Annotated in this window: 11 protein-coding genes and 2 pseudogenes; 8 read left to right on the top strand and 5 right to left on the bottom strand. The window is 62.3% G+C overall.

The annotated features are described in order from the left end of the window. Positions 1-53: 53 nt before the first annotated feature. The 5 genes and pseudogenes from C8J40_RS11145 (at position 54) to C8J40_RS11125 (ending at position 5915) form a co-directional block, all read left to right on the top strand. Positions 54-818, top strand: a complete 765-nt coding sequence (locus C8J40_RS11145; RefSeq protein ID WP_207901204.1) for a protein ImuA — start codon at positions 54-56, stop codon at positions 816-818. Beyond that, positions 733-2130: a DNA polymerase Y family protein gene (locus tag C8J40_RS11140; protein ID WP_347812465.1), complete on the top strand. Its 1398-nt coding sequence runs from the start codon at positions 733-735 to the stop codon at positions 2128-2130. The genes C8J40_RS11145 and C8J40_RS11140 overlap by 86 nt, the downstream gene beginning before the upstream one ends. Next, positions 2042-4609 (top strand): annotated as a pseudogene (locus C8J40_RS11135) (error-prone DNA polymerase); the annotation flags it as partial. The gene C8J40_RS11140 and the pseudogene C8J40_RS11135, both read left to right, overlap by 89 nt. Positions 4610-4612: 3 nt before the next feature. Continuing rightward, on the top strand, positions 4613-4900 hold the full coding sequence (locus C8J40_RS11130; protein WP_132897097.1) for a hypothetical protein: 288 nt from the start codon (positions 4613-4615) through the stop codon (positions 4898-4900). Positions 4901-5270: 370 nt separating this feature from the next. Beyond that, positions 5271-5915, top strand: coding sequence for a hypothetical protein (locus C8J40_RS11125; protein WP_132897096.1), 645 nt, complete (start codon positions 5271-5273; stop codon positions 5913-5915). A gap of 321 nt (positions 5916-6236) precedes the next feature. Here C8J40_RS11125 and C8J40_RS11120 read toward each other — a convergent pair. Next, positions 6237-6446 (bottom strand): annotated as a pseudogene (locus tag C8J40_RS11120) (integrase core domain-containing protein); the annotation flags it as partial. On the opposite strand from C8J40_RS11120, the gene tnpB reads away from it, so the two are divergent. The 3 genes from tnpB (at position 6393) to C8J40_RS20305 (ending at position 7828) form a co-directional block, all read left to right on the top strand. Beyond that, a complete protein-coding gene (gene tnpB, locus C8J40_RS20735; protein WP_243693362.1) occupies positions 6393-6710 on the top strand; it encodes an IS66 family insertion sequence element accessory protein TnpB in 318 nt (105 codons plus the stop codon). The pseudogene C8J40_RS11120 and the gene tnpB overlap by 54 nt on opposite strands. Positions 6711-6792: 82 nt before the next feature. Further along, complete coding sequence (locus C8J40_RS11110) at positions 6793-7443, top strand: IS66 family transposase zinc-finger binding domain-containing protein (RefSeq protein ID WP_347812464.1); 651 nt, start codon at positions 6793-6795, stop codon at positions 7441-7443. A gap of 73 nt (positions 7444-7516) precedes the next feature. Beyond that, a complete protein-coding gene (locus tag C8J40_RS20305; RefSeq protein ID WP_207901203.1) occupies positions 7517-7828 on the top strand; it encodes a helix-turn-helix transcriptional regulator in 312 nt (103 codons plus the stop codon). An 11-nt stretch (positions 7829-7839) separates the two neighbouring features. On the opposite strand, the gene C8J40_RS11100 is transcribed toward C8J40_RS20305, so the two are convergent. The 4 genes from C8J40_RS11100 to C8J40_RS11090 form a co-directional block, all read right to left on the bottom strand. Next, positions 7840-8340: a hypothetical protein gene (locus tag C8J40_RS11100; protein ID WP_132897093.1), complete on the bottom strand. Its 501-nt coding sequence runs from the start codon at positions 8338-8340 to the stop codon at positions 7840-7842. Beyond that, positions 8337-9761, bottom strand: a complete 1425-nt coding sequence (locus C8J40_RS11095) for a TM0106 family RecB-like putative nuclease (protein WP_165911423.1) — start codon at positions 9759-9761, stop codon at positions 8337-8339. The genes C8J40_RS11100 and C8J40_RS11095 overlap by 4 nt, the downstream gene beginning before the upstream one ends. Positions 9762-9790: 29 nt before the next feature. Next, the gene (locus C8J40_RS20300; RefSeq protein ID WP_165911422.1) at positions 9791-10426 is read right to left on the bottom strand and encodes a sensor histidine kinase; all 636 of its coding nucleotides are present in this window, start codon (positions 10424-10426) and stop codon (positions 9791-9793) included. A 700-nt stretch (positions 10427-11126) separates the two neighbouring features. Further along, positions 11127-12320, bottom strand: a complete 1194-nt coding sequence (locus C8J40_RS11090; RefSeq protein WP_132897091.1) for a hypothetical protein — start codon at positions 12318-12320, stop codon at positions 11127-11129. Positions 12321-12430 lie beyond the last annotated feature (110 nt).

Below are 12430 nucleotides of genomic sequence, written 5' to 3'. Positions count from 1 at the left end.
GCAATGTACGACTTGGCAACGGAACATAAAGGGAACGAGCAGAGTCTTAGACCATGATTTCCCCCGCCCCCGAGTCCCTTGCAACCAGCCTTGCCCATCTGCGGACGATTGCCACGCCGGTCACGGACTACCGCGTGCTGCCGTTTGGCGTAACCGAGATCGATAGAAGACTTGCGGCCGGGGGCTTGCGTGCTGGCGCGCTTCACGAGGCGACGGCGCGTAGCGGATCACTGGTAGATGATGCCGCAACGACACTGTTCCTTGCCGGTATTGCGGCGCGCGAGGCGGCCAATGCCAGCGGTCCTGTTTTGTGGGCCACGTGCCGCACCGACCTCTACGCACCGGCTTTGGCTCAGGCAGGCCTTTCCTCATCAGATGTCATCTATGCTCAGCCCTATGATGACGCGGCGTTACTTGCCGTAATCGAGGACGCGGTTCGAGACGGGACGCCCTCGGCGATCATGGCGGAAGCCAACAAGGTGTCGATGGTTGCAACCCGCCGCCTGCAGCTAGTGGCGGCGGAAGCCGATATGCCGGTGTTCTTGCTGCGTCGCCGACGTGGCCTTAACCAGGATCCTTTCTCGGAACCATCCGCCGCGTGGACACGCTGGCGGATCGGCTCCGCGCCTTCGGCGCGGCTGGAGGTCGCGGGTGTAGGCCGCGCGAGATGGATGGTCGAACTAGCGCGGCAACGCGGCGGTGAGGGCTTTTCCCTTATACTGGAGGGCAGCGATGAGACGGGTCGTCTCGCTGTTCCTGCCGAACTTGGCCATCGAGCGGCTGAGACGGTTGGAACGGCCCGCTACGCGGCCGCCTGAGCGGCCCGCCTTGCAACTGCCAGTCGACGACGACCCGGGTGCCTGTTCGGTGCCGCGGGGCGGCGGTTGGCGGCCTGGTGCCAGGTGGGCGCGGACCAACGCGCAGTCGCGAGAAGAGGTCGAGGCGCAGATCGCGTCGCTTCCAGTTCACGCAAAGCCGCCCATGCGCGAGCTTGGCCGGCGATCGGAAGCGGCAAGCCACCCGTACAAGGCGCAAATGCCCACGCTGCTGGTCGTCCCACCCATCGTAGTACCAGTCCAGCATGCGCCGCTTGCTCTCGTCGGCAAGGTCGGCCGGCGGGAGGAGGTCGTCGCTGCCTGCACCGGTGCGCAGGCGCTCGGCATCCATCCCGGTATGGCCGCCACCCACGCCCGCGCGCTGGTGTCCGATCTCGACTTTCGTCCGTTCGAGCCGGAAGCCAATGCAGCACTCCTCGATCGCCTCGCTTTGCTGGCGGTACGGCGCTGGTCGCCGATTGCGGCTGTCACTCCGGCTGATGGCCTTTGGCTTGATCTTGCTGGCTGCGACCACCTCCACGGTGGAGAAGAGCGGTTCTGCCGTCGTCTGCTCGCCTTTTGCCGTCGTGCAGGCTTCACCGCGCGCGTCGCGGTCGCCGATACTCCGGGGGCCGCCCACGCGCTGGCCCGTTTCGGCAAAGCCGATCTTACTCGCGTCGAGCCGCACGGCACAGTCGAGGCACTCAGCCCGTTGCCGATCGCCGCGCTGCGCCTGACGCCCACGGCGTTGACCGCTGCGCGCAAATTTGGCTTCGAGCGGATCGCGGACCTCCTGCCGGTCGCACGCGGGCCCCTCGCGCGCCGGCTCGGACTGCCAACCATAACGCGCTTGGATCAAGCCCTGGGCGGTGTCGCAGAGCCAATTACACCGCGGGAGGACATCGAGGTCCCGGCGGTCGAACGACGGCTACTGGAGCCGATCAGCACGGCCGAGGCGATCGAACAGGTCATGGGTGACCTCTTGGGCGATCTCGTCGTGCTGCTGCAGGCGAAGGGCGTTGGCGCACGTTCGCTCCGCCTGACGGGAATGCGCGTAGATGGCACTGAGCAAATCGTGGCGGTGGGCACGTCTCGACCAACCCGGGAAGTCTCTCACCTCCTGCGGCTGCTGAAGCTGCGGATCGAGCGCATCGATCCCGGCATGGGGCTCGAGCAGTTTCAAATGGTGGCGCCGCACACAGAGCCGCTCGACGCGGTTGATCCGCGCCTACCCCGACGCGTTGCAGGCCAGCGTCGACATCGCGCGGATCTGCACCTTCAATCTTGGCGAGCTTCAGTATCAGTACCCGCATGAGAAGCTGATCGACGGTCTGACGGCCCAGGAAGCGCTCCAGAAGCTCGCCACAGAAGCGGTCGAGCGGATGTTCGATGGCGACGTGCCGCAGGCTTATACGGACCAGATAACGCACGAAATGCGGCTGATTGGCGAGCTTGGCTACGCGCCGTACTTCCTGACCGTCTACGCGATTGTGCGGGAAGCCCGTCGGCGCGGGATCCTGTGTCAGGGGCGCGGATCGGCTGCCAACTCGTGCGTCTGTTTCGTGCTTGGCGTGACCTCGATCGATCCGATCAAGCATGAGCTGCTGTTCGAAAGGTTTGTGTCAGGGGAGCGCCGCGAGCCACCCGACATCGACGTCGACTTCGAGCATGAGCGCCGCGAAGAGATCATTCAGTGGATCTACGAAACCTACGGTCGCAACCACTCCGCGCTGACGGCCGTCGTGACGCGCTACCGCGCGCGGGGTGCGGTGCGGGACGTCGGCAAGGTGCTTGGTCTGCCGGAGGATCTTACCTCGTCATTGGCGGGGCTTGTCTGGGGCTGGTCGGCCGACGGCGTAGGCGAGAAGCAAGTCGAGGAGCTCAACCTCGACATTGGCGATCGCCGGCTCCGCCTTACGCTTGAGCTTGCCCGAAAACTGATCGGTGTGCCGCGGCACATGTCCCAGCACCCGGGCGGGTTTGTTCTGACCCATGATCGTCTTGATGACCTGGTGCCGATCGAGCCAGCCGCGATGGAAGACCGGCAGATCATCGAATGGGACAAGGACGACATCGATGCGCTGAAATTCATGAAGGTCGACGTTCTCGGCCTGGGCATGCTCGGCTGCATGAACCGCGCCTTCAACATGCTCGAGGCGGACAAGGGGCTACGCGTCGGGCTGGCGGACCTGCAGGACGACGACCCGGACGTCTATGCGATGATCTCGAAGGCGGACACGCTTGGGACCTTCCAAATCGAAAGCCGCGCGCAGATGTCGATGCTGCCACGGATGAAACCACGGCGCTTCTACGACCTCGTGATCCAGGTGGCGATCGTCCGGCCAGGACCGATCCAAGGCGACATGGTCCATCCGTACCTTCGCCGGCGCGAGGGACTCGAGAAGCCGGAATATCCCCGGCCAGAGCTGCGCGCGGTGCTCGAGAAGACGCTTGGTGTTCCTCTTTTCCAGGAACAAGCGATGAAGGTCGCGATCGTCGGCGCGGGCTTTACCGCGGCCGAGGCGGACCAGCTGCGCCGCGCCATGGCGACGTTCAAGTTCACTGGAGGTGTCTCGCACTTCAGCGAGAAGCTGATCGAGGGCATGGTCGAACGCGGCTACCCGCGGGAGTTCGCCGAGCGGACGTTCCGCCAGCTCGAGGGCTTCGGCAGCTACGGCTTCCCCGAAAGCCACGCTGCTTCATTCGCCAAGATCTCCTACGCGTCATCGTGGATGAAGCATCATCACCCCGACGTGTTCTGCGCCGCGCTGATGAACGCGCAGCCGATGGGCTTTTACGCGCCGGCGCAAATCGTGCGCGACGCGCGCGACCACGGCGTCGAGGTGCGGCCGCCATGCGTCAACGCCAGCCGCTGGGACTGCACGCTGGAGAAGACAGGCGGGCGCTACCTTGCCGTGCGGCTCGGCCTTCGCCAAATCCGCGGCCTGTCGAACGCTGATGGCGCGAAGATCGTTGGCGCGCGTACGATCACACCCTTCGAGAGCGTCGAGAACGTCTGGCGACGGTCTGGCGTGCAGCGCGCCGCGATCGAAAAGCTGGCTGACGGCGATGCCTTCCACGGCTTCAGCGTCGATCGTCGGCAAGGACTTTGGAAGGTAAGGGGACTCGGCGAGGCTCCGCTACCGCTTTTCGCGGCAGCTGATCGATCGGCCGAAACCTTCAGCGCGGAAGGCCTCGAGCCAGACGTCGCACTGCGGCCGCTGTCCGACGGCCGAGAAGTGATCGAAGATTACCGGGCGCTGCAGCTCTCGCTTCGCGCGCATCCGCTGACGTTCGTGCGCGACGAGTTGACTAGGCGCGGCGTCACCAAATGCGCCGATCTCGCCAACATTCGGGATGGCCGATACGTCGAGGTCGCCGGCATTGTCCTGGTCCGTCAGAAGCCCGGTTCCGCCAAGGGCGTGCTGTTCATAACGATCGAGGACGAAACTGGGATCGCTAATGGGATCCTCTGGCCCGATCGTTTCGAGGCACAACGCCGAACGATCATGTCGGCGTCGATGGTCGGCATGAAGGGGCAGGTGCAGAAGGAAGGCGAGATCATCCATGTGATCTGCAGCCGGATCGTCGACCACGGCGACCTCCTCCACCGCGTTGGCGATATGTCGTTCCCGCACCGGACCGGACGCGGCGATGCCGCGCAACATCCGGGCTCGCCCGATCGCGGAGACAAGGGCTGGCAACCGGAGCCGCGCAATCAATACTGGCCACCCCACGCGGACGGTAAGGACCCGGAGGAGGTTGTGCGGTTCAAGTCGCACGACTTCCATTGATCCATGTCGAAGCTGCCGCGACATCAGCGCGTCGTAATCGCGCTGTCCGTGCATATCCTGCGCACCGGCGTCACGCGATACTCGGACGCCCGTGTCGATGTTCCGGAGGTACGGCTCGCGTTGCGGTGTCTGTTGCCGCACTGCCCCGAGAAATGGCCGTTGGCCCTCTACTGGGATTCGGGGTCGCAAACGAACGAGATAGGGCGCGCCCAGGGCGTCACTGCCGCGTTCAACGGGATTGTCCGCCAGCTCCGGCGCGCAGGCTGCTACGAGGAAGTAACACCACCATGAACAGCCAAGCGAGCATAAGCTGAATGCCGGGCAAGGCAGAGACGAGTTACGTGACGCTCGCGCAGTGGGCCGGCGATCGGTCCGATATGCGGATCGTCTGCATGTGCGGCCGGACGATCAACATCCCTTCGGAGAAGATTGTCAAACGATTCAGATTTGCGGGTGACGTGGCAAAGAAAGTCATGCGCCTCGTGTGTACGGGCTGCCGGCGTCGGGGGCATGCCACAATCACGCCTGTGCCTACGATCCGATCGTAAAACGGTAATCGGCGGAAAGTGGCTGAGACTGTCTCACCACCTTTGTCAGAATCTCACCCACTTTGTCGGTTGCCGGATTGACCCAACAGTCGACCGTCAAGCATCACCCAGCGATGAACTGGCTGAAGTTTAACCCTTACGCATATGACCTCGAGACTGCGGTGGGCCTAGTACGGCGCGGTTTGCAGGCTGCAGAGCGAGCGATGCAGGAGGACGAGGAGCGCGTCGCTGCCGAAATGGCAGAAAACAATCGCAGGATTGCAGCCGGGGAGGTTGAAGGAGCTACGTTCGATTCCGACGGTGACCTTCTAAACGATCCAAACGAGGGCTATCACTACGACTTCATGGACATTGAGAGCACCCAGATGGAGGTGCGCAAGAGCATGATGATAGCGCTTTACCATGCCTGGGAGCGTGTCGTCAGAAAGCTAACAGGGCTTACATCTTCCAAGCACAACCACACTAAGCTCGGGGCCGCTTTGGCTGAAATCAACATCGTGGTCACACCGGAGGTCGATCACCTTCGTCGACTGGTCAATCTCGTGAAGCACAACTCGAAGGAGAAAATGCTCACGCTCTGGGAGGTGCGACCCGACCTTTTTTATCAGGGGTTTAAGCCAGGCGAACATTTTCCTGACGATTGGTCTGATACCGTCAGGTTGACTAGCGAACAGATGGCCGACTTTTTCGCCGCTGTGATCGCGTCCGGTCCAACACATGACCACCCCCGCGAGGCTTACGGCCGGGCGGACAGTTGATCGGCTGTGCGGAAAATGGATTAGCGTCCTGACAAACCACGACGCGCCCAAGAGTGTCGATGACATTCAAAGCCTGCTCGCGCACTTCCTGGCGAACGTCGCCGGCAAAACGGAGGGCCACTGGAAAGAGCTTATCGGTCCAGTGACTGCACTCCCGATCGTCTTGCATCCGCGATCGAATTGGACGGTCGCTCCGAAGGCCAAGTCGGCTGAATTAGCGGCGATCGAGCAGGCTGTTGAGATCGTGCGTGGGGCACACCCCTACGTCCGGTCGCCAAAGCCCACCTCGTAAAGGTAGGCGGCCGGCGCTGTTGTTGCCCCCTAAAGGCCTGAAAGGGCCTCGCAGGTTTGCGCGATGAACTCGCGGGGTGATTGATAGCGCAAAGCGCGGTGCGGATGCACTTCGTTATAATGGGCGAACCAGCCGGGCAGTTGGTCGATCACGCTCTGCGCATTCGGCCTGGGGTTTACACGGGCATAATCGCGCTTGAGAGTGCGAACGAACGCCTCGGCCATGCCATTCGATTGAGGCAAGTCGAAGCCATTCTGGGCGGGCTCGAGATCCTTCCACTCGATGTCCCGGCCGACGCCGAATATGGCGGGATCCGCGCTGAGCTTGAAGCCGCTGGCAAACCGATCGGCGCCAACGAGCTCCTGATCGCAGCTCACGCCTATGCGCTGGACCGGGGGCGTTTCGTCTGGCCGGCGACCGCGACCGGCACTGTGGCGCTGACATCGGCGCAAATGTCGATGCTTCTGGAGGGCATCGACTGGCGACGTCCAGAGCGGACATGAGCACCAACATTGGCAGGCTAAAAACAGAGCTTTTCCGCCATTTTTGCTCGTGTGAGAGCGCGAGAACTGCTACGATAATGAGGTGTCGCAAGCCTCTCTTGCCCCATCTGATGCCGAGGCCCGGATCGCCGTGCTGGAGGCCTCGCTCGCCCGAGCTAATGCAGCACTCGCCGCCCGCGACTTGTTCTTCGAAACACTGCGTGGGCAGATCGCCCGGATGCGGCGGATGCAGTTCGGCGTATCCTCCGAGAAGCTGACGCGCGAGATCGCTCAGCTCGAACTCGCGCTCGAGAAGCTGGAAACCGAGAGCGCAGTCCCGGAGATCGGCGCGGCCTTGTCAGACACGCCCGGGCGACCGGCACCAGTCCGTGCGTTGCCCGACCACCTGCCACGCGAGGAGGTCGTCCACGAACCCGCCTCCGGCGCCTGCACACGCCCGGACTGCGGCGGTGCGCTACGCCGCCTCGGGCAGGACGCCCATGAAATGCTCGATGTCCTGCCGGTGCACTGGCGCGTGGTGCGGAACGTCCGACCGAAATACAGCTGCCGGACGTGTGACAGAATCGTCCAGGCGGCTGCCCCGGTGAAGGCGGTCGCCCGTGGGAAGGCGACATTTGCAACGTTGGCGCATGTCGTCGTCTCGAAGTTCGACCATCATCTGCCGCTTTACCGGCAGTCCGAGATGGTGGCGGCCCAAGGGCTGGATATCGATCCGCACGGTCGTAAGCCGTGAAAGTTCTCACCATCGCCATGTAATTTACAAAAGTCGCTTCTGGTATGGCGATCACCATCATACAATCACTGTGATGAGCCGATCGAACGATACCAGGGATAAGGGGCCCAGTAAGGCCGTTGCGCACGGTGCCAGGGAGACTTTGCACGCGGACGTGGGCCAACGCATTCGTTTGGTTCGCAAGGGGTTGGGCATCGGGCAGGCGGAATGCGCGCGCGGTGCTGGCATCGACGTCAGTTCGATGTTCCGCATCGAGAAAACCGGGCAGAACCTGACCGTGGAGACTCTGGCGCGCTTGGCGATCGCGCTCGGGGTAACGATGGACGAGCTTCTTTTGGGTATCGTTCCAGATCCGGATCTCATCGAACCCAGAAATCGCGTATGAAGGAGCGATTGTTAGATGAAGTGCTTGAAGGCGAGGCGTGGCACGTCGAACCATACGGCGAGCCCCCATTCGTCCCGCTCCGCTTCGGTGATCCGATAACCTGAAAATTCGAAGCGGCCGATACGAATCAGATCGTCAAGGTTTCGTCCAACCAATGCCATGGCGGCGATCTCCGGAACCGCCTGACGGACATAGAGGACCGTAGAGTCTCTCGACTCCGATATTGCGACGCCTTGAAAGATCGAACCAGTGAGAACGAGCGTGTCCGAGACGAGCGAGAGGGAGCAGCCTTTCCGCCGATGAGCCAGCATGCGCGCTGAACGCTGATAGTAAGCTCGGGGCTGTACGCGTAGGGACTCACCCAGGCTGGCCATCCTAACACCGCCGGAGATCGCCTTCGCCATCTCTGAATGGAGGTCGAAGAGGCCGGCTTCGGCGGCTTCAAGCGCCACGGCGGAGATCCATTTGACCTCGGGGCACGTGAGCAGCCAGTCTCGCAGCGCGGCCGTCATATGGCAGGCCTTCGGAAAGCCGCGATCACGCCGGTTGTATCGAGTTCGGCCAGCGCGTCCCTGACGATATGGCTGGCGATCACGTCGTCGCGATTGTAGGCCACGATGCGGTTTCGTAGTTTGTTATCACCTGTTTCGACGAACCGGTCGTACCACTCGATGCTGTTCGCACCGCCGGGGTCGACATTCTCCCATCCAAACCCGCAGGCTTTCGCGATGCTCTTTATCGCGATGATCGCATAGATGTCGGTGCAGCGTTCGGGCGCAAAGACGATATCGATCTTATCTTCGCCGCAGACCTCGGGATGGCGGCGCTGCAGCCCTCGGTAGGCGGTCCGTTCATACGCCGAGTAGTGGAACCAGTGAGCGTCCCGATACTGACGGAAGTGATCGATCGCCTCGGCGAATGCCCCGCGCTCACCAGCCTCGTCCGCTGTCTCCGCGAAGAAGTGCACGAAGCATTCCTTGCCCTCGATGACGTGCCAGAACCCGTGCAGATAGATCAGTCCACGGATCGGATCGGCCTCCACGTCGAAGTCGATCGCATGCGCAGGCCTCGTAAGGGCCAGAGGCGCACGTACGACGGGACCGGCGCAGAGGTCTGCGATGAACCGTGCGCGCTCGAGGAAGCGCTGCAGTCGATCAGCGCCCACGCCGGGAAGGGGGTCGAGCAGTGTCGTGTCGAGGTTCGCAAGAGCGCCGACGCTATCGCCCAGTTTCTCGAGGGACCCACGCACCGCCCGCCCCAAGCCGGCGATGCGCTTGAGAACGTCGGCGGCGGTAAGCTCCTTGCGGCAGAAGGTCGTCCATTCGCACATCGAGCAGATCGCCGAGAGCGCACCCCTCGTCACGTCGGCATTCGCACGCACTTGTCGGGCACGGTCCAGCAGTCGCAGACGCAGATCGGTTCCCGAGATGCGTTCGCGTCCCAATGGGAGCGATAGATCATGAAGGGTTTCGGAACCTGTGCGGTCAACGATGCCCGCGCCGTCGGTGCGTTCCAGACACGACGCCCCCAGAATGTGGGCATAGTGCGCAACCTGAACGAGATAACCCTGCTTGTAGTTACGTTTGGCGCGTTCGAGGGCCGCGCCGCTCCTCACCTCCGACGCCACATATCCCGACGGCGTCCACCGCAGTACATCCGGCATGCCGATCATGTTGTTGTGCCGAATCACGGCCCCGAGGATGACGGGCAGCCGAGCTTCGATCGTGCTGAGGGTGCCGCTTTCCCGCTCCGATCGAGTAAGGCCGCGTAGATCGGCCAGACCCTCGCCGAAGCCGCTCAATACTTTCGTCTCGTGGGCGAGCCCTTCGCGCCACAACATTCGGGTGAAGGCGGACACCGCTTCGCGCAGCACGGGATCACCGTGAATGTCGAGTGCGGCCTTGCGCTCACATAGCAGCAGGTCACGGATCATCGCGCCGGAAATCGCTGGTGTCACCGGGGTCACGCGTGGCCCACGGGGGACGCAGCGGCAACGGCCAGACTCGGCAGGATCACTTCGACCCGGGATGACCCTCCGGGCGTCAGGGATCGGACGACCCGGCCGCCCGCGCTGCGCGCCAGCCCGTCGATGATGTCGCCGCCTTGACCGCCGGGGCGATGCCATCCGCCACACACACCGTCGTCCTCAACCACGACGAAGGTCGTCATGCCGGAATGTCGCATCTCGAGATAAACCGTTCCGGTATTATTAGGGAAGGCGTGTCTGACGGCATTGGAGACCAATTCCGCGACCATCATCAGGACCGGGCGGACAACCGCCCTATCCGCTAGTACGGCATCGAGGTCGACTGCGATCGTGACGTTGTCGCCGGCGCCTGCCGCAGCAACAGATGCCGCGCATACGTCATTGATCTCGTCCGCGGCGTTCACAAGACCGCCGCTGGACCGGCGGAGGACGTGATGCAGGGCGGCGGTCGCGTGCAGGCGCACCATGACGTCATCGAGATCGACGGCTCCACGCTTGCTGAGATGAACCGCGGCGATAGCCTGCTGAAGTGCATTTGCCGCACGATGCGAAAGCTCCTTGGCGTATACGGCTTCGACACACGGGCATTCGATTGAGTCTTGTCGGATCATGGACACCTCCTAGCTGAAGTATGCACATGTGCATACTATAACGCAAGTGGTTTGGTTCCGGTGCGCCCAAAGCCGCTATTTGTCGCCTTGACGCACCACGTTCGGGAACGAGCCGCAAAGTTGGGTGTTCGCGCGGACTGTGTGTTCCCTTGGACGTGCAGATCGCTCGAAAAGAGGGCATAAGCGAGGGTGTCGTTCTCGGCTGGTCACCTCGCACGTCGAAGTTGAATTCGTTCGTTGATTTTCGATGGGGCGACAGCGGCGTACTTTGCCGCCGTCAGGCCGCGCGGCTGATCCAACGGGGTGACCGGTGATGCTGTATTCGGAGGGCGAGGAAAGCGGGTACGATCTGCGGCAGATCCTGCTCCTGATCAACGATCCTGACACCTCGGGCGTCATTGTTTTCCAGGAGATAAGGTATGCCGAGCGAAAGCGTATTCGGCTGCCGAGGCGCACTGGCTCAATCAACAGTTCCCTGGTGCGAAGGTCCTGCGGGGCCAGCGGCGTATCGCGCACCGTCGCAAGGTCAGGTTCGGGGAAGGGGGCATGAGGCGAAGGCGGATGCAGAATGCAGGGAATGGCCCTGCTGCTGGAGTCTATGTCGGTGCGCATGCAGCGTCGCTCGGATGTGGCGGTGTCCATGATTATGCGCGGTAAGTCAGCTCAAAGTCGCCGGCTGGTCTAGCAATCGCATCAGAGTTCAGTCTTTCGCCTGAACTCTTGCTAGCGCTGTCTCTACGAGGTGCCGCTGCTCCATCTGGATAACTCTATTCTCGTGATAGAGGCCTAACGCGTCGTCGAAGTATTCGCCGCTCGCAACTGTGACGGCTATGGCCCGAAACGCTGGATGGTCCAGAATGGCGGCTAGCGGTCGGCCCTTGGACGCCAGAGCCAACGATGCCGGATAGTCGCCGGTCAGGATCAGTTGGCCGTCATCATATCGGCCATGTTCGAATTCGATGGAGGTTCGAAGCACCCCGTCGATCCAGGTTAGAATGTTCAAACACCCCCACATTCGGAATCGCAGATCGCCACACTGATCATCGACACGGGCCGCATGCGCCGCCTGCAGGGTCGCGAAAGGCTCCAGCTTCGCGGCGCGTATGAGTGCCAGCGAGACCTCCGTGAAATCGCCGATCGAGCCGGCCGATAGGTGCGCGAGCAGCGCTGCCGCCCTCTGCCGTTGCGTCTGGCGATGGAGTCTCGCGTGGTCCCTTACGTCCGCGACGGTCCAGACTGGCTCCGCCGGACTTGGAGAGGTTGAAAGCGAATCGTCGAGGAGCGTCGTAACGACCTTGTAGTGACGCGAAAGAAGACGACTCGGTTGTTCAGCACCGGGGACGGGGTCCATGCGCAGCCACAGCGGTGTACATCCGTTGCCGATCCGCGCCGAAGTCTGCTCCACGGCCCGACGTAAAGCTACTTCGCGTCGTGCAATCGCTTTCCGACTTCGTACGGCTGCCTCTAACTGTTTGATCACACCTTCGACAGCTGAAGCGAACGCTGCCGGACCACCGGCGATCGCGCTCGTTTCAATGCCGATCGGCAGTATGAAATCGATGAGATCGAAGTCGACCGTCAGGGTCTCTCGTTCTGCTAGACCGGCGGAAGTCACTCGAACGTCGGCTGGTGTAGGCGCCGTCACTCGAGGAAGAGCTAATCGCTCGGTTGCCAACTTCAGTTGCGCAAGTAGCTTTTGGACGTCCTCTCCCGTCACCACGTCGTCCCCGGTGGGAAGCGTTGATATGCCATCCCATGGCAAACCAGACCACGCCGCGAGGTTTCGCCGCCATCGGACTGTAAAGCGCTCGGATCGTATCGCCAATGAAGCGATCTCGACCGTTTGAAGACGCCACCATTGATGAACCGGCATAACGCGAGCAATGGGGTTCATGCGGTTTCTTCCGTCATGATTTTCCCCTTTGCAGCCGTGTTCGATGGCGTTTTCGTGTGGTCGAATCCCATGAATGAAGGCACTCTATCCGCTGGTGATTGGTGCCACCG

This window comes from Sphingomonas sp. PP-CC-3A-396, from assembly GCF_004343105.1.
In the GTDB taxonomy this organism is placed as follows: Bacteria; Pseudomonadota; Alphaproteobacteria; order Sphingomonadales; family Sphingomonadaceae; genus Sphingomonas.
This window is presented reverse-complemented; position numbering and strand designations above follow the sequence as displayed.